We start from the raw sequence: 16,584 nt of genomic DNA, 5'->3' as shown, positions 1-16,584 counted from the left end.
GGCAAGCAGGGGATATTTCCGACGACCTTTTCAGGTTGGTCGTCGGAAGCGCGATCTATAGCATCGGACCTGACATTGAAGTCGCTGAGCGGCTTGAACGCTCAGGCTCCCAGATCAAGGATCAATTATACGTACCCCACACATCGAGCATGAAACCTCTGTTTATTCCCTGCGCAACTTCTGGATCGACGATCGCGCCAGATGCCCCATGGAGGATGTCGCGATGCCCGCAGCAAAAGTGCCCCGGTTGACGGGGCTGAAGAAGGTCGCGGGCAAGCCTGTCGATCTGCTCGTTAACGGCCAGAACGTCGGTGACGATGCCTTGCTGATCATCCGCCTGACCGACGAGGGTTTCGAACTCAGCGACGTCGTCAACATGCTTTCAACTTCCGAGTTGTACCTGCGCGAAGACATGGTCAAACGCATCACCGGCAAGTCTGTCAGAACCGTGCGCCGGCTCATGAAGGAAGGCAAACCGGTACGGCTTGACCCGCAGCAGAGTGTCGTCGCCTACCAATATGCGCTGGTGCTGGAGATGGCCACTCGGGCATTCGCAGGGCAATCGCGGGCGGAGGCATGGATGCAGAAACCCAGCCCTTATCTGAGCGGCCGCGTGCCGTTGGAATTTATCCGGCATCCACTGGGTTTCCAGATGGTGGAACAATACTTGTGGCAGATCATGTCCGGGGTTTACCCATGAATCCCTTGCCTTGGGACGAGCACTGGTATGCCTGGCGGCTGGACCCCGAGGTCTACGGGACTACGTGGGACAGCGGGATAGGTTCAGAACTGAATGGAGGTCGATGGAATGCGCCTGGGCGGCGAGTCGTTTATGCATCAGTCGACCCGTCTTCGGCCATTCTGGAGGTGGCAGCCAATAACAGCTTCGATGCGCTCGACAGTGAGCCGTATGTACTGACGTGCTTTGAAGTCATCAGCGATGCCAACGTCAGAATCGTGCAGCCGGAAGAGGTGCCGAACCCATACTGGTTGAGCCCCGCACGGCCTTCACCCAATCAGCAGCTGTTTGCCGACGCGCTATTGGCCGAACATCCGTTTGTGCTGATCCCATCGGCGGCCACCCGACATTCGTGGAACCTGCTGGTGAGCTGCGAACTGGCGGAGGGGCAGTTCAAGATGATCTCCCAGGAAAGGTTTGGCCTGGATACCCGGTTGTTAAAGGAGATGGCTTTGGCCTGATACGCAGGCAGGGCATTTTTTGCATAACCTCATCACCCAACGGTCTAAATCACTCCCTATAAATCTTCATGCGTCATCGCACATCCCTGCATAAACCAAACGCAGGGATGGCTGTTCATGATTCAGTTTTTACCCGTCAAATCACCTTTGAGCCTGGCCTTGCTACTGGCCGTCAACACGCTGCCGGCCATTGCCGCCGACGGCCCGGCAACCGAGCCGACCACTCAACTGCAGCGCGTCGAAGTCACGGGGACGGCAATCCGGCGGGTCGATGCAGAAACGGCAGTACCGGTCACCATCCTGCGCGCCGAAGAGTTGCGCGAGCAGGGTGTCAGCACCACGGAGGAGCTGGTCAGTCGCATTTCAGCCAACCAGTCTTCGGTTGGCTCCGGGCGCTCGGTCGGGTCAAGCAGCGGCGGGGCGTCGTATGCAGATTTGCGTGGTATTGGCCCGAACAAGACCCTGGTGTTGCTGAACGGCCGGCGTCTGAGCAACAACGCGACCAACGCAATCAACGGCTCGGGAGTCGACCTCAACACCATCCCGTTCGCCGCTATCGACCGCGTCGAAGTGCTGCGCGATGGCGCCTCTGCGTTGTACGGCACCGATGCGATTGGCGGGGTGATCAATTTCATTACCAAGACCAGCCTCACCGAAGGCCAGATCAGCACGAACTACGACACGCCGACCCATTCGGGTGGCGGTGAAAGCCGTAACTTCAGTGGCAGCTGGGGCTTCGGTGATTTGCAGGATGATCGCTTCAACGTGTTCGGCGTAGTCAGCTACGACAAACAGCAACGTCTGGCTGCTGAGGATCGTGGCTACACCTACAACTATCAACCGAACCGCGGACTCGACTACACCTCGGGCACCGCCTCGCCGGCCAACTGGAGCCAGGGCAGTAACGCCACCAACCCTTTGGCCGGCTCCGGCTGCAACGCACCGGGTTTGCTGGCGCGCAACGGCATCTGCCGGCAGAGCCTGTGGAATTACCTCGATCTGGTTCCGGAAACCGAAAAGACTTCGGCCTTCGCCAAAGCCACCGGCAAGCTGTCGGACGATCACAATGTCAGCCTCGAATATTTTTGGGCGCGCAACGAGAACCGCACGCAAATCGGCCCCGGCACCTTGATGGGCAATCAGGTCAACCCCGGCACTACGTTCTATCCGGGTAATGGCATCACCCCCGGACCAAACGGTTTTGCCCTCGACCCGACACAGCCGGTCGACGTGAACTGGCGCGAAACCGCCGTTGGCCCTCGTCAGCATGAAGACGACAACACTGGGCAGCGCTTGCTGTTGAGCTTTGATGGCACGCTGGTCGGCTGGGATTACAACCTCGGTGCCTCGTACAACCAGAACAAAGTGGTCAACAGTATTCAGGACGGTTATGTCAACGACCGCGCCGTCAGTGCCGGTATTGCCAATGGCGTGATCAACCCGTTCGGCCCGCAGTCGGCTGCCGGTTCGGCGCTGTTGGCAGCCAACGCGGTGGACGGCGATTACGCCACGGCGGTCGGGCGGGTGAAGGCCATCGACGGGCGCATCAGTCGTGAAATCGGCGACTGGTTCGGTGCCGGTCCCTCGGCATTGGCGCTGGGCGGCGAGTATCGCAAGGAGGATTTCCATCAGGATTTCGCACAGTTTGCCGGTGACGTGCAAAGTCTCGGTGTCGATCCGAATGGCAGCGTGGCCGGGGATCGTAGCGTCTCCGCCGAGTACGCCGAGGTCAACGTGCCGGTGTTCGACAGCCTGGAACTGTCCGCCGCCGTGCGCCACGACAAGTACAGCGACTTCGGCAGCACCACCAACCCGAAATACTCGTTCCGCTTCCAACCGTTCAAGGAGCTGGTGGTGCGCGGTGCCTACAGCGAAGGGTTCCGCGCGCCGTCGTTGTATGAGCTGTACAACCCGACGTTCACCAGTTTCACCAACGCCAACTACAACGATCCGCGCTTGTGCGCTGGCGGCAATCCGGGCAATGGCGGCATTGCCAACCGCGACTGTGCGCAGCAGTTCAATCGCACCAGTGGCGGCAATACCGACCTGAGTCCGGAAACCGCGCGCAACGTCACCCTCGGGTTTGTCTATCAACCGTTCGAACGCCTGACGGCCGGGCTGGATTTCTGGTGGATCGATATCGCCAACCAGATTGCCGAGTTCCCCGAGTCGGCGGTATTCGAAAATCCTGAGCTGTACCCCGATCGTCTGGTCCGCAAGCCGGATGGCTCCATCGATCACATCGTCACCGGCCTGGCCAACCTCGGCAAGATCAAGACCAATGGCGTCGACGTCAGCTTCGATTACCGACTGCCGAGCACGCCCTACGGCAACTTCGGCATCGGCCTGCAAGGCACTTACGTCACCCGCTATGACTACCAGCAACAACTCAAGGGCGACTACATCGACAAGCTGGGGGATTTCCGTGGCGGCGACTTTGCTTCGGCGGGCGCCGTGGCGCGCTGGCGGCACAGCCTCACCGGCAGCTGGAACTACGGCCCGTTCGGCGCCGCGCTGACCAACCGTTACACGAGCGGTTACCACGACTCCGATCGCGACGCTCACGATTACGTCGGCTCGTACAACGTCTGGGATCTGGCCGGCACCTATACCTGGCGCAAGACCCTGAGCGTGACCCTCGGCGCGAAAAACCTGTTCGACCGCGAGCCACCGTTCAGCAACCAGACCTACACCTTCCAGAGCGGCTACGACCCGAAATATGGCGATCCGTTTGGGCGGACGTTGTACACGCGGGTCAGTTACAAGTTTTGAAAACGATAGAGATGGCCGGTTTTAGTCACCGATTGATCTAAAGCCTGCCCTATAAAAATCGCCGGCCTGTTGCACATCACAGGTAGGCAGAAGGTGTGTTGACTGCACTGACGCTTTCGCGAGCAAGCTCGCTCCCACAGGAACTTGAGTTCACGGAAGATCCATGTGGGAGCGAGCTTGCTCGCGAAGAGGCCGTCAGCGACACCGTGTAAAAGGATCTGCCCATGTTCCCTAGGCTCATTTTATTCAGCGTTTGTGCGCTTTTAACGTCATTCAGTCGGGCCACCCCGCAAGCAGCGTTAACGGTCTACGGCGAAGCCCCCAAATACGCCTCCGACTTCCAGCACCTGGCCTACGCCAACCCCGACGCGCCAAAGGGCGGCAGCCTGCGTCGCTCGTCGCTGGAAAGCGGCCCGTTCGATCACCTGATTCCGTACACCGACAAAGGCACCGGCGTCGCCGACGTCGATGGCTGGCTCTACGCGCCCCTGGCTTACCGCAGCAAGGACGAACCCTACAGCGTCTACGGTCTTGTGGCGCAACAGATGGAGCTGGATCCGGATCGTCGCTGGTTGCGTTTCTATCTGAACCCGAAAGCGCGTTTCGACGACGGCACACCGATTACCGCCGAAGACGTGCGCTACACCATCGAACTGTTCACCACTCAAGGCAGCCTCAAATACCGTCAGCAGTTTCGTGATGTCGCCAAGGTCGTCGTGGAGTCGCCGACGCAAGTGCGCTTTCTCTTCAAGAACAACGACAGCCGTACCTTGCCGCTGGATCTGGCGACACTGCCGGTGCTGCCCGAACATTGGTGGCGTAGCCGTGATTTTGCCGAGGGCGGCGGTTTCGAGATCCCACCGGGCAGCGGTCCGTATCGCATCAGCGCGGTGGATGCCGGGCGCAGCGTGAAATTCCAGCGGGTCCAGGACTGGTGGGCCAAAGACCTGCCGATTACCCGCGGGCTGTACAACTTCGATCAACTAAGCGTCGAGTTTTTTGCCGATACCGACGTGTCGCGGCAGGTGCTCAAGGCTGGCGGCTTCGATTACAACCGCGAGTTCTCCGCCACCAGTTTCACCATCGGTTACGCCGGGGCGGCACTGGAACAAGGCAAATTGCGCCGTGAGCACCTTGCGCCCGGTGCGGCTCAAGGTGCGCAGGGGTTTGTGTTCAACCTGCAGAAACCCGTGTTTCAGGATCGTCGCGTGCGCCAGGCGATCGGCATGCTCTGGGATTTCGAATGGAGCAACCGGCAGATGATGCGCGGCATGTATCTGCGCCAGCACAGTTACTTCTCCCACAGCGCGCTGGCGGCCAGCGCGTTGCCGGACGCCGAAGAACTGAAAATCCTCGAGCCCTGGCGCGGAAAAATTCCCGATGAAGTCTTCACCCAGGTGTTCCACGCGCCGAAAACCGACGGCAGCGGCAACATTCGCGCCGAACAATTACAGGCGCTGAAATTGCTCGAAGCTGCTGGCTGGAAACCTCAGGGTGATCAGTTGGTGAACGCCAATGGCGAGCCGCTGCACTTCACTTTCCTCAACGGTCAGAAGGGTTTCGAACGCCTGTTGTTGCCGTTCAAGCGCAATCTGGCGCAGATCGGCATCGGCTTCGATATCCGTCAGGTCGACACCGCGCAATACACCAACCGCGTGCGCAATCGCGACTACGACATGATCGTCGCCGGTTACCCGGTGAGTCAGGCCCCGGGCCGCGAAATGTTCAATTACTTCGGCTCCGATGGCGCCGCTGATCCCGGCTCGAACAATTACATGGTGCTGCGCGATCCGGCCGTCGATGCACTGCTTGAAGGGCTGGTGCAGGCCGACAACCGCGAGAGCTTGCTGCGTCACGCCCATGCCCTGGATCGGGTGTTGCAGTGGGGCTACTACTGGGTGCCCAACTATTACCCGCCGGGGATTTCCACGGTGTGGTGGAACCGCTTCGGCCGCCCGGCGATTGCGCCGCTGTACGACGCCGGCCTCGACACCTGGTGGGAAATCAGCCCGACTGCACTGACCGCAAACGAGATGCACAAGGAATACAGCCATGTGGGGCTATAGCCTGCGGCGTCTGCTGCTGATCGTGCCGACCCTGCTCGCGATCCTGCTGGTCAATTTCGTTATCGTCCAAGCCGCGCCCGGTGGCCCGGTGGAGCAGGCCATTGCGCGGTTGCAGGGGATTGGCGTCGGCGCGGCAGTCGGTTCCGGCCATGTCGAAACCGTCGGCGGCGAATCCCGCGCCACCCGCGGGCTGGACCCGAAACTGGTGGCCGATATCGAGCGTCAATACGGCTTCGACAAACCCGCCAGCGAGCGCTTGTGGCTAATGCTCAAAAGCTATGCGCAACTGGATTTCGGTCGGAGCTTCTTTCGCGGTGCCAGCGTCACGGAGCTGATCTGGCAGAAGTTGCCGGTAACGCTGTCGCTGGGGGGGTGGGCGACGCTGATCACCTATCTGGTATCGATTCCGCTGGGCATTCGCAAAGCCGTGCGCAACGGCTCGGCGTTCGATGTCTGGAGCAGCGTGGCGATCATCATCGGTTACGCGCTGCCGGGATTTCTCTTCGCGCTGTTGCTGATTGTGGTGTTTGCCGGCGGCACGGCGCTGGACTGGTTTCCAGTGCGCGGGCTGGTCTCGGACGACTTCGCCGAGTTGCCGCTGTGGGGCAAAGTGGCCGACTATTTCTGGCACCTGGTGCTGCCGGTGACTGCTCTGGTCATCGGCGGTTTTGCCACGTTGACGATCCTGACCAAAAACAGCTTTCTCAATGAGATCTCACGGCTGTATGTGGTGACCGCGCGCGCCAAGGGGCTGAGCGAAAAACAGGTGCTGTACGGCCATGTGTTTCGCAATGCAATGTTACTGGTCGTCGCCGGTTTGCCGCAGGCATTGGTGACGGTGTTCTTCGGCGGCTCGTTGCTGATCGAAGTGATCTTTTCCCTCGATGGCCTCGGCCGCCTCAGTTACGAAGCGGCGGTGGCGCGAGACTATCCGGTGGTGTTCGGTTCGCTGTTCATCTTCACTTTGTTCGGCCTGCTGATAAAACTGCTCGGCGACCTCTGCTACACACTGGTCGACCCGCGCATTGACTTCACCGCGAGGGCCGCCTGATGCTGAGATTGTCTGCAATCGGCCAGCGCCGTTGGGCGCGGTTCAGGGCGCATCGACGCGGCTGGTGGTCGCTGTGGCTGTTTCTCGCGCTGTTCGGCCTGAGCCTCGGCGGTGAACTGGTGGCCAACGACAAACCGCTGTTGGTGACGTATCAGGGCGACTGGTATTTCCCGGCGTTCAAACGCTACACCGAGCAGGACTTCGGCGGCGAGCTACCGTTTCAGCCGGACTATCGCAGCGCGCAGGTGCGGCAATTGATCGAAGGGCAGGGCGGACGTCTGTGGTTTGCGCCGATTCCGTTCGCCTTTGACACGGTCAATTACGACCTCACGGAACCGGCGCCGAGTCCACCCAGCGGCGACAACTGGCTGGGCACTGATGATCAGGCGCGGGACGTGCTGGCGCGGGTGATTTTCGGCACGCGCGTATCGTTGCTGTTTGCCCTGGCGCTAACGGCGGTCAGTGCTCTGATCGGTATCGCCGCCGGGGCATTGCAAGGCTACTACGGTGGTTGGGTCGACTTGATCGGTCAGCGCTTGCTGGAAGTGTGGTCGGGGCTGCCGGTGTTGTACCTGCTGATCATTCTGTCCGGGTTTGTCGAGCCGAATTTCTGCTGGTTGTTGGGGATCATGGCGCTGTTTTCCTGGCTGAGCCTGGTCGATGTGGTACGGGCCGAGTTCCTGCGCAGTCGCGGTCTGGAGTACGTGAAAGCGGCGCGGGCGCTGGGTGTCGGCGATGCGCAGGTGATCGTTCGGCACATTCTGCCCAACGCCATGAGCGCCACGTTGACGTATCTGCCGTTCATTCTGACCGGGGCGATCGCGACCTTGTCGGCGCTGGATTTTCTCGGTTTCGGCATGCCGGCCGGCAGCGCTTCGCTGGGCGAGTTGATCGGCCAGGGCAAAAACAATCTGCAAGCGCCGTGGCTGGGTTTGACCGCGTTCTTTGCCTTGGCGCTGATCCTGTCACTGTTGGTATTCATCGGCGAGGCCTGCCGCGATGCCTTTGATCCGAGGACTTGATATGCCTGAACAACTGATCGAAATTCGTGACCTGTGCGTGGCGTTCAATGGCCAGCCGGTGGTGCACGGCATCGACCTCGATATTCGTCCCGGCGAGTGTCTGGCGCTGGTCGGGGAATCCGGCTCGGGCAAATCGGTGACGGCGCACAGCATTCTGCAATTGCTTGACCCGGCGATCACCCGGATCGACGGCAGCATCCGCTATGCCGGCGAGGAATTGCTGGGCGTGCATGAGCGCTACTTGCGGCAATTGCGTGGCAACCGCATCGCGATGATTTTTCAGGAACCGATGAGTTCACTGAACCCTTTGCACACGATTGAGCGGCAGTTGGGCGAAAGCCTGGCGCTGCACAAGGGGCTGGCCGGTGCGGCAGCGCGGTTACGGATTGTGGAATTGCTCGAACTGGTGGGCATCCAACGCCCGTGCGAGCGGCTCAAGGCCTATCCACATCAACTCTCGGGCGGTCAGCGCCAACGGGTGATGATTGCCATGGCGCTGGCCTGCGAGCCGCAGTTGTTGATTGCCGACGAGCCGACCACGGCGCTGGACGTGACTGTGCAGCGCAAGATCCTGCTGTTGCTCAAGGAGTTGCAGCAGCGCTTGGGCATGGCGTTGTTGATCATCAGTCACGACCTGAATCTGGTGCGTAATATCGCTCAGCGGGTGGCAGTCATGCGTGGCGGGGTGATTGTCGAGCAGGCTTCATGCGAACGGTTGTTCAGCGCGCCGCAGCATCCTTACAGTATTGAATTGCTCAACGCTGAGCCGGGGGGCGAGGCGTTATGTCGGGAACCCGCCGAGGATTTGCTGGAGGTGCGCGATCTCAATGTGCGCTTTCGTTTGGGCGGTGGTTGGCTGCGCACGAAGTCTTGGTTGCACGCGGTCAACGGCATTGACTTGAATCTGCAACGCGGCAAGACCTTGGGGATTGTTGGCGAGTCCGGCTCCGGTAAATCGACATTAGGCCAGGCGATTCTGCGGTTGATCGATGCCCAGGGCAGTATTCGCTTTCAGGGCGAGGCGCTGGAACATCTGAGCGGCCAGCAACTCAGGCCGCTGCGCAAACGCCTGCAAGTGGTGTTTCAGGATCCGTTCGGCAGTCTCAGTCCGCGCCTTTGCGTGGAGCAGATCATTGCAGAAGGTTTACAGGTGCACAGCGCTTTGAATGCTGGCGAGCGTGAGAGGGCGGTGATTGAAGTGCTGCGTGAAGTCGGTCTTGATCCGGCCACTCGCCATCGCTATCCCCACGAGTTTTCCGGCGGTCAGCGGCAACGTATCGCGATTGCCCGGGCACTGGTGCTCAAGCCGGATCTGATCTTGCTCGATGAACCGACCTCGGCGCTGGATCGCACCGTGCAAAAACAGATCGTCGCATTGTTGCGGCGCTTGCAGGCGGAGTACGGCTTGACCTATCTGTTCATCAGCCACGACCTGGCGGTGGTGCGCGCGTTGGCCCATGACTTGATTGTGATGAAGGAGGGGGAGGTGGTAGAGCGTGGCGAGACGAATGCGCTGTTTCATTCGGCGCAGCATCCGTATACCCGGGAGTTGCTGGCGGCTTCGTTCACTGACGACCCCGTATCAAATGTGGGAGCTAGCCTGCTCGCGAATGCGATGTGACAGGCGACAGAAATGTCGATTGAGTTGACGCCTTCGCGAGCAAGCTCACTCCCACAGGTCTCGAGCATAAGCAGTCAATTTCAATGCTCGAATGTAAAAATCCCGCCATGCAGGCGGGATTCTTGTGTCACTGAACGTCGCTATTACGACGGGAACAGCTCGGACAGTTTCATCGACAGCATCATGTCGCCCTCAACGCGCAGCTTGCCGCCCATAAACGCCTGCATGCCGTCGGTTTCGCCGCTGACGATACCTTTCAGGGTTTCGCTGTCCAGCACCAGCGTGCAGTTGGCGTCCGGGTTTTCGCCTTCCTGGATATCGCAGGTGCCATCTTTGACGATCAGCGCGTATTGCTTGTCTTCGTCAGTGATATTGAAACCGAAGACCAGATCCAGACCGGCAGCAGCGGCTGGGTTGAACTTGGCTTGCATTGCTTTTACGGCATCGGCTACGGAGGTCATGGTTCGATCCTTATTGGGGTTGATTACAGCAACGTTCACAAGTTAACCGGACTCAGCGGAAAGTGATGAGTTCCGGGGCCTTCAGCAGTTGCAGATGCGCATGACTGTTGAAGGAAGCCAAAGCCACCTCGCGACCGCGGAATTTCAGCTGATTGAGCGAGGTGTTGACGATTTGCCAATTCAATTCAAAGGCCTGTTTCGCAGGCATTTGCGTAATTAGGTGGAGCAGGGCCGTGATGGTGCCGCCGGAGGTGAACACGGCGATTTTCTGATTTTTTTGCCCCAGATCGAGAATCCGGTGCAGCCCGGCCTGAACCCGTTCGACGAATCCCAGCCAGCTTTCCAGCCCCGGGGTATCGTATGTGCCAGCGAGCCAGCGCTCGATGATCAGGGCGAAAATGCGTTGGAATTCGCCACGGTTCTGCGCAGCGTTGCGCAGGATGTCGAGGGCTTCCGGCTCGTCCGCCAGCATGTCCGGAAGCAGGGCGCGAATGACCGCGTCGGCATCGAACTCGTTGAATGCGGAATCAGTTTCCAGGGTCGGCACCGACAGCCCTTTGGCGGCGAATTGCGCCAGCGCGCTGGTGGCCGTGTGCTGCTGACGGCGCAGGTCACCGGCGAGGCAGCGATCGAAGCTGATACCCAGTTCAGCGAGGTGCTGACCGAGGATTTCTGCCTGCCGCACACCGGTCGGCGACAGGACGTCATAGTCGTCTGCACCGAAGGAGGCCTGGCCATGTCGAATCAAGTAGATGCTGCCCACGTCCGCGTCATCCCGGTACGTTGAAGGTTGTGGCGAGGTTATGAGGATGACGGGTAGCTGTCAATGAAAAAACATACGCTTGTTTGAAATGCCCGTTACAGGGGTGTTGCCAGAGGTTTCACGGCTGGCCGACACGCCGGCGCATGGGTATGCTGGAGCCATCCCGCGTGTGTCTCACATCCGCGCATCGTTTAAGGAGTCTCTGTGGAGTTTTTCACCGAATACGCCAGTTTTCTGGCCAAGACCGTCACCCTGGTAGTCGCCATTCTGGTGGTGCTCGCCAGTTTTGCTGCATTGCGCAGCAAGGGCCGGCGCAAATCGGCCGGTCAGTTGCAGGTCAGCAAGCTCAATGATTTTTACAAGGGGCTGCGTGAGCGCCTGGAACAGACGTTGCTCGACAAGGATCAGCTCAAGGCTTTGCGCAAGGGCGAGGCCAAGTCTGAGAAAAGCGCGAAGAAGCAGAAGAAACAACCCGAAGCCAAATCGCGTGTGTTCGTGCTGGATTTCGACGGCGACATCAAGGCTTCGGCCACCGAAAGCCTGCGTCATGAAATCACCGCGTTGCTCACGCTTGCCACGCCAAAGGACGAAGTGGTCCTGCGTCTGGAAAGCGGTGGCGGCATGGTTCACAGCTATGGCCTGGCGTCCTCGCAACTGGCGCGTATCCGTGAAGCCGGCGTGCCGTTGACCGTGTGCATCGACAAGGTCGCGGCCAGTGGCGGCTACATGATGGCGTGCATCGGCGAGAAGATCATCAGCGCGCCGTTCGCGATCCTCGGTTCGATCGGTGTAGTGGCGCAATTGCCTAACGTCAACCGCTTGCTGAAGAAGCACGACATCGACTTTGAAGTCCTCACCGCCGGCGAGTACAAGCGTACCCTGACCGTGTTTGGCGAAAACACCGAGAAGGGCCGGGAGAAGTTCCAGGAAGACCTGGACATCACCCATCAACTGTTCAAGAACTTCGTCGCCCGCTACCGTCCGCAACTGGCGATTGACGATGTCGCCACCGGTGAAGTCTGGCTCGGTGTCGCGGCGCTGGACAAACAACTGGTGGATGAGCTCAAGACCAGTGATGAATACCTGGCAGAGCGGGCGAAAAAGGCCGAGGTCTATCACCTGCATTACGCTGAGCGCAAAAGCTTGCAGGAGCGCATCGGCATGGCCGCCAGCGGTTCGGTCGACCGCGTGCTGTTGAGCTGGTGGAGTCGCCTGACCCAACAGCGTTTCTGGTAAATCAAGCGGCATAAAAAAACGCCGGTCACATGACCGGCGTTTTTTTGTCCGCGCTAAACCTGCTCGCTTAGCGGCGACGGAACAGTGGCAGCGGTTCGTCAGTGGCGGCCTGATAGGTCACCGAGAAGTCCTTGAGACCTTCCAGAGCTTCGTACGGGTCTTTGTCCGCACGCACGGCAAAGGCGTCGAAACCGCAGCGGTGCATGTAGAACAGCTGATCGCGCAGCACATCGCCTATCGCCCGCAGTTCGCCTTTGAAACCGTAACGGTCACGCAGCAGACGGGCATTGGAATAGTTGCGGCCGTCAGTAAACGCTGGAAAGTTCAGGGCAATCACCTGAAATTTGTCGACGTCTTCACCGATTTCCTCGGCCTCTTCATCAGCGTCCAGCCACACACCCAAGCCACCATCGCGGGCCATGAGCATGCGGCTGTGTTCGCGCCACAGGTGCAGCGGCACGATCAGGTCGTCGCAGTTGCTGATCTCGTCGATGTTGAAATCCTTGGGCAGCAGGTGCCAGGTTTCGTCGACGACTTCGTTGTTCTTAATGATTCGCTGCATAGACGCGTTCCTTGAAGAGGTCGATGCCAATACGCTGGTAGGTGTCGATGAAGCGCTCGTCTTCGGTACGTTGTTCAACGTACACGTCGATCAGCTTCGAGATCACGTCCGGCATGGCTTCCTGAGCGAAGGACGGGCCGAGGATCTTGCCCAGGCTGGCATCACGGCTGGCGCTGCCACCGAGGGACACCTGATAGAACTCTTCGCCTTTCTTGTCCACGCCGAGGATGCCGATGTGGCCGACGTGGTGGTGACCACAGGCGTTCATGCAACCGGAGATGTTCAGGTCCAGCTCACCGATGTCGAACAGGTAATCCAGGTCGTCAAAACGACGCTGGATCGATTCGGCAATCGGGATCGACTTGGCGTTGGCCAGCGAGCAGAAATCGCCGCCAGGGCAGCAGATGATATCGGTCAGCAGGCCGATGTTCGGCGTGGCGAAACCGCCTTCACGCAGTTCGCCCCACAGGGTGAACAGCTGGCTTTGCTCGACATCGGCCAGAATGATGTTCTGTTCGTGCGAAGTGCGCAGTTGACCGAAGCTGTAGCGATCGGCCAGATCGGCGACGGCGTCGAGCTGCTTGTCGGTGATGTCGCCCGGGGCAACACCGGTCGGCTTCAGCGACAGGGTCACGGCGACATAACCCGGCTTTTTGTGCGCCAGGGTATTGCGGGTGCGCCAGCGGGCGAAGCCAGGATGCTCTTTGTCCAGCTCGGCCAGTTGCGCGGTCTGGTTGTCCAGCGCCTTGTAGTCCGGGTCGACGAAGTGCTTGGCGACGCGATGCAGTTCGGCTTCGGTCAACGTGGTCTGGCCACCGCGCAGGTGTTCCATTTCGGCATCGACTTTCTGCGCGAACACTTCAGGCGTGAGGGCTTTGACGAGGATCTTGATCCGCGCCTTGTATTTGTTGTCGCGCCGGCCGTAGCGGTTGTAGACCCGCAGGATGGCGTCGAGGTAGCTCAACAGGTCCTGCCACGGCAGGAACTCGTTGATGAACGCGCCGACCACCGGAGTACGACCGAGGCCACCACCGACCAGCACACGGAAACCCAGCTCGCCGGCGGCGTTGTGCACCGGCTCAAGACCGATGTCGTGGACTTCAATGGCCGCACGGTCAGCGGTCGAGCCGTTGACGGCGATCTTGAACTTGCGCGGCAGGTAGGCGAATTCAGGGTGGAACGTGGTCCACTGACGGACGATCTCGCACCATGGGCGCGGGTCGATCACTTCGTCGGCAGCGACACCGGCGAACTGGTCGGTGGTGACGTTGCGCAGGCAGTTGCCGCTGGTCTGGATCGCGTGCATCTGCACGGTGGCCAGTTCAGCCAGAATGTCCGGGATGTCTTCCACCGCCGGCCAGTTGAACTGTACGTTCTGCCGCGTACTGATGTGGGCGTAGCCCTTGTCGTAGTCGCGGGCAATCCTGGCCATCATGCGCACTTGGCGCGAAGTCAGTTGGCCGTAAGGCACCGCCACACGCAACATCGGCGCGAAGCGCTGGATGTACAGGCCATTTTGCAGGCGCAGGGGGCGGAATTCTTCTTCGCTCAGCTCACCTGCCAGATAGCGTCGGGTCTGATCACGGAACTGCTTGACGCGGTCCTCGATGATCCGCTGATCGTACTCGTCGTATACGTACATATAAGTCCTGTTCTCAGGCTTGGGCTACTCGGAAAACGCTGCGTTTTCGCTTGCTGGAGTCCGATTGTGCCTCTGCAATTCTGCGCGCACGGCCGCGCACTCCATAACGGAGCCGGGGCAATATACCCGTTTGCAGTTATGCGCAAAAGTGATGTTTGAGTATATGTAAAGAACCAAATCGCCTAACGAGAATGGCTGTCAACTAACCCACATTTGTCGTGCGGACAATCATCGTCTTAACTGTGGTCGAGTCTTTCTGCAATCACCGATAAAACCGACAAGAGGCGATGCAATGAGCAATCCGACCAAGGCAAGAAAAAGCGACAGCAGTGTCGATGCGTGGGCCATTTTGTTCCTGATCATTCTCGTAGTGGGAACAGCGGTATTCTGGGTCAGCCATCAGTAAACGACCCATCCGGGCCCGCTTCCGACAGATTGTCGGACAGAAACGGGATCAGGCATCAATAGCCGATGGAACGAGGGCTATAATGCGCGGCCATTTTTCCCTGGCCCGGATGCTTCATGTTCAAGTTTTTCCACATCACTCTTCTGTTGTTCGGCGCGCTGTTCCAGACCGGCGCGCGGGCAGAGTCTGTACTGTTTTTGAATCCGGGCTCGACGCAAGAAGCCTTCTGGGTCAGCTATTCGCAATTCATGCAGGCGGCGGCTCATGATTTGGGCATCGATCTGCAGATTCTCTATTCCCAGCGCCAGCCCGAATTGACCCTCGCTCAGGCGCGCCTCGCACTGCAGGGGCCGGATCGTCCCGAGTATCTGGTGTTCGTCAACGAACAATACGTCGCCCCGCAAATCATGCGTCTGGCCGAGAACAGCGGCGTGAAGCTGTTTATGGTCAACGCCGCGCTGACCGCTGACCAGCAGGCGTTGCTTGGCCAGCGTGACGATCGCATTGGCAGTCTGGTGCCGAACGACGAGGAAGGCGGTTACCTGATGATGAAGGAACTGATCCGCCTGCACCCGTCAACATCCGCTGCAGAGCCGATTGAAGTGCTGGCGTTCTCGGGACTGAAGGTCACGCCCTCGGCGCAACTGCGCGAGCGTGGCATGCAGCGGGCGCTGGCCGAACATCCGCAAACACGCTTGCGGCAATTGGTGTACAGCGGCTGGACGCAAGAACGCGCCTATGAGCAGGCCAAACAGCTGTTTGCCCGCTACCCGAACGTTTCGCTGGTGTGGTCGGCCAATGATGAAATGGCTTTTGGCGCCATGCGCGCGTACGCCGAGACCGGCAAAGTCCCCGGCAAAGATGCCTTGTTCAGTGCGGTCAATACCTCCCCGACGGCCCTGCAGGCTTTGGTTGACGGGCGCCTGAGCGCGTTGGTCGGCGGACACTTCACGCTGGGTGGCTGGGCGTTGGTCGAGCTGCATGACGTTGAACAAGGTGTCGAACTGGATCATTACGGCGGCCGAGACCGACAGATTTCATTGTTGCAATTGATCGACAAACAGCATGCCCGACAAATGCTGGCCATGGGCAAGTCACTGAACTACGGCGTGAATTTCCGCAAGCTTTCCGCCAAGGGGCAACCGTATTCCTACCGCTACCCGTTCAGCTTGCAGACGCTGATGCGCTGACCGCCTCAGACTCCGGCGAAATGCAGCACCAGTTTGACGATGGCAAACAATGCCAGGGCAAACACTGCGGTGAAGAGAATGCCCAGGATCACGAAATGGCTGGGCTTGCCATGGGTGAAATCCCTTGCCCGGTTCTTGCCGCTCTGCACCCCGAATGCCGCTGCCATTACGCTGTGCAGCATTTGCCAGAAGCTCGGCGGCTTGTTATCGACTGGATCGTCCATAAATCCCTCCTCGAAATTTGTGCCTCCCAAGCATAGTCAAATTGCGTGCGGATGACTGAGCGCGTGGCTTCAGACACTGTTACAAGTCTTCCCTGAGCCTATAACTATGTACCGCCTGGCAGGTCGGTGCGGGTGATGTGCTGTCGTTCCATTTACAGGAGCGATGTATGTCCCCCGATTCCTTGAATCCGCAGGCCGCCGACAGGCCGGTAAAACCCTCGGCTACAAACAGTCTTCACGCGTCCTATCTTGAAGCTTCGGTGCCGCGATGGCTGATCGATGCTTCTGCGCAAAGGAAGGCTGAGTTCAAACGGGCCGGGACGGTCCCGCCCGGCTGGTACACGAGAGCGTCGCCGAAGCAGCGCAAG

At 59.5% G+C, this 16,584-nt stretch carries 14 protein-coding genes; 9 read left to right on the top strand and 5 right to left on the bottom strand.

Annotated elements, in window-relative coordinates; all coding sequences use genetic code 11:
• The first annotated feature begins 223 nt into the window (after nucleotides 1-223).
• From ACM6IV_RS09710 to ACM6IV_RS09680, 7 genes are all read left to right on the top strand, one after another.
• On the top strand, nucleotides 224-700 hold the full coding sequence (locus ACM6IV_RS09710) for an antitoxin Xre/MbcA/ParS toxin-binding domain-containing protein (protein WP_414869769.1): 477 nt from the start codon (nucleotides 224-226) through the stop codon (nucleotides 698-700).
• Nucleotides 697-1,200 (top strand): RES family NAD+ phosphorylase, encoded by a 504-nt coding sequence (locus tag ACM6IV_RS09705; RefSeq protein WP_414869768.1) that lies wholly within the window; start codon nucleotides 697-699, stop codon nucleotides 1,198-1,200. The genes ACM6IV_RS09710 and ACM6IV_RS09705 overlap by 4 nt, the downstream gene beginning before the upstream one ends.
• 117 nt (nucleotides 1,201-1,317) lie before the next feature.
• Nucleotides 1,318-3,972, top strand: coding sequence for a TonB-dependent receptor (locus tag ACM6IV_RS09700; RefSeq protein ID WP_414869767.1), 2,655 nt, complete (start codon nucleotides 1,318-1,320; stop codon nucleotides 3,970-3,972).
• Between the two features lie 224 nt (nucleotides 3,973-4,196).
• Nucleotides 4,197-6,038, top strand: a complete 1,842-nt coding sequence (locus ACM6IV_RS09695) for an extracellular solute-binding protein (RefSeq protein WP_414869766.1) — start codon at nucleotides 4,197-4,199, stop codon at nucleotides 6,036-6,038.
• Entirely contained in the window at nucleotides 6,025-7,089 is a 1,065-nt protein-coding gene (locus ACM6IV_RS09690) for a microcin C ABC transporter permease YejB (RefSeq protein WP_414869765.1), read from the top strand. The genes ACM6IV_RS09695 and ACM6IV_RS09690 overlap by 14 nt, the downstream gene beginning before the upstream one ends.
• Entirely contained in the window at nucleotides 7,089-8,111 is a 1,023-nt protein-coding gene (locus tag ACM6IV_RS09685) for an ABC transporter permease (protein ID WP_414869764.1), read from the top strand. The genes ACM6IV_RS09690 and ACM6IV_RS09685 overlap by 1 nt, the downstream gene beginning before the upstream one ends.
• A gap of 1 nt (nucleotide 8,112) precedes the next feature.
• On the top strand, nucleotides 8,113-9,732 hold the full coding sequence (locus ACM6IV_RS09680; RefSeq protein ID WP_414869763.1) for an ABC transporter ATP-binding protein: 1,620 nt from the start codon (nucleotides 8,113-8,115) through the stop codon (nucleotides 9,730-9,732).
• 143 nt (nucleotides 9,733-9,875) lie between these two features.
• Here the strand turns inward: ACM6IV_RS09680 and ACM6IV_RS09675 are convergent, their stop codons facing one another.
• Together ACM6IV_RS09675 and ACM6IV_RS09670 are read right to left on the bottom strand one after the other, a co-directional pair.
• Nucleotides 9,876-10,193, bottom strand: coding sequence for an SCP2 sterol-binding domain-containing protein (locus ACM6IV_RS09675; RefSeq protein ID WP_042610331.1), 318 nt, complete (start codon nucleotides 10,191-10,193; stop codon nucleotides 9,876-9,878).
• 52 nt (nucleotides 10,194-10,245) lie between these two features.
• Nucleotides 10,246-10,956 carry a histidine phosphatase family protein gene (locus ACM6IV_RS09670; RefSeq protein WP_414869762.1) on the bottom strand — a complete coding sequence of 237 codons (711 nt, stop codon included), beginning with the start codon at nucleotides 10,954-10,956 and terminating at the stop codon, nucleotides 10,246-10,248.
• A 204-nt stretch (nucleotides 10,957-11,160) separates the two neighbouring features.
• Here ACM6IV_RS09670 and sohB point away from each other — a divergent pair, with 204 nt between their 5' ends.
• Entirely contained in the window at nucleotides 11,161-12,192 is a 1,032-nt protein-coding gene (gene sohB / locus ACM6IV_RS09665) for a protease SohB (RefSeq protein ID WP_414869761.1), read from the top strand.
• A gap of 67 nt (nucleotides 12,193-12,259) precedes the next feature.
• Here the strand turns inward: sohB and ACM6IV_RS09660 are convergent, their stop codons facing one another.
• Both ACM6IV_RS09660 and ACM6IV_RS09655 read right to left on the bottom strand, forming a co-directional pair.
• Nucleotides 12,260-12,754, bottom strand: coding sequence for a DUF934 domain-containing protein (locus tag ACM6IV_RS09660; protein ID WP_414869760.1), 495 nt, complete (start codon nucleotides 12,752-12,754; stop codon nucleotides 12,260-12,262).
• Nucleotides 12,738-14,396, bottom strand: a complete 1,659-nt coding sequence (locus ACM6IV_RS09655) for a nitrite/sulfite reductase (RefSeq protein WP_414869759.1) — start codon at nucleotides 14,394-14,396, stop codon at nucleotides 12,738-12,740. Before ACM6IV_RS09655 ends, ACM6IV_RS09660 begins: the two co-directional genes overlap by 17 nt.
• A 522-nt stretch (nucleotides 14,397-14,918) precedes the next feature.
• On the opposite strand from ACM6IV_RS09655, the gene ACM6IV_RS09650 reads away from it, so the two are divergent.
• On the top strand, nucleotides 14,919-15,992 hold the full coding sequence (locus ACM6IV_RS09650) for an ABC transporter substrate-binding protein (protein WP_414869758.1): 1,074 nt from the start codon (nucleotides 14,919-14,921) through the stop codon (nucleotides 15,990-15,992).
• 5 nt (nucleotides 15,993-15,997) lie between these two features.
• Here ACM6IV_RS09650 and ACM6IV_RS09645 read toward each other — a convergent pair whose 3' ends face one another.
• Entirely contained in the window at nucleotides 15,998-16,216 is a 219-nt protein-coding gene (locus ACM6IV_RS09645) for a DUF2970 domain-containing protein (protein ID WP_414869757.1), read from the bottom strand.
• Nucleotides 16,217-16,584 lie beyond the last annotated feature (368 nt).

It is taken from the genome of Pseudomonas sp. IT-347P (assembly GCF_949768005.1).
Classification (GTDB): Bacteria; Pseudomonadota; Gammaproteobacteria; order Pseudomonadales; family Pseudomonadaceae; genus Aquipseudomonas.
The sequence above is the reverse complement of the archived record's forward strand: the minus strand, read 5'-3'. Positions and strand labels throughout refer to the sequence as shown.

Bases quoted from the DNA above. Each gene is read 5' to 3' on its own strand.
- ACM6IV_RS09710 (WP_414869769.1), top strand. From the start codon at position 224: ATGCCCGCAGCAAAAGTGCCCCGGTTGACGGGGCTGAAGAAGGTCGCG.
- ACM6IV_RS09705 (WP_414869768.1), top strand. From the start codon at position 697: ATGAATCCCTTGCCTTGGGACGAGCACTGGTATGCCTGGCGGCTGGAC.
- ACM6IV_RS09700 (WP_414869767.1), top strand. From the start codon at position 1,318: ATGATTCAGTTTTTACCCGTCAAATCACCTTTGAGCCTGGCCTTGCTA.
- ACM6IV_RS09695 (WP_414869766.1), top strand. From the start codon at position 4,197: ATGTTCCCTAGGCTCATTTTATTCAGCGTTTGTGCGCTTTTAACGTCA.
- ACM6IV_RS09690 (WP_414869765.1), top strand. From the start codon at position 6,025: ATGTGGGGCTATAGCCTGCGGCGTCTGCTGCTGATCGTGCCGACCCTG.
- ACM6IV_RS09685 (WP_414869764.1), top strand. From the start codon at position 7,089: ATGCTGAGATTGTCTGCAATCGGCCAGCGCCGTTGGGCGCGGTTCAGG.
- ACM6IV_RS09680 (WP_414869763.1), top strand. From the start codon at position 8,113: ATGCCTGAACAACTGATCGAAATTCGTGACCTGTGCGTGGCGTTCAAT.
- ACM6IV_RS09675 (WP_042610331.1), bottom strand. From the start codon at position 10,193: ATGACCTCCGTAGCCGATGCCGTAAAAGCAATGCAAGCCAAGTTCAAC.
- ACM6IV_RS09660 (WP_414869760.1), bottom strand. From the start codon at position 12,754: ATGCAGCGAATCATTAAGAACAACGAAGTCGTCGACGAAACCTGGCAC.
- ACM6IV_RS09655 (WP_414869759.1), bottom strand. From the start codon at position 14,396: ATGTACGTATACGACGAGTACGATCAGCGGATCATCGAGGACCGCGTC.
- ACM6IV_RS09650 (WP_414869758.1), top strand. From the start codon at position 14,919: ATGTTCAAGTTTTTCCACATCACTCTTCTGTTGTTCGGCGCGCTGTTC.
- ACM6IV_RS09645 (WP_414869757.1), bottom strand. From the start codon at position 16,216: ATGGACGATCCAGTCGATAACAAGCCGCCGAGCTTCTGGCAAATGCTG.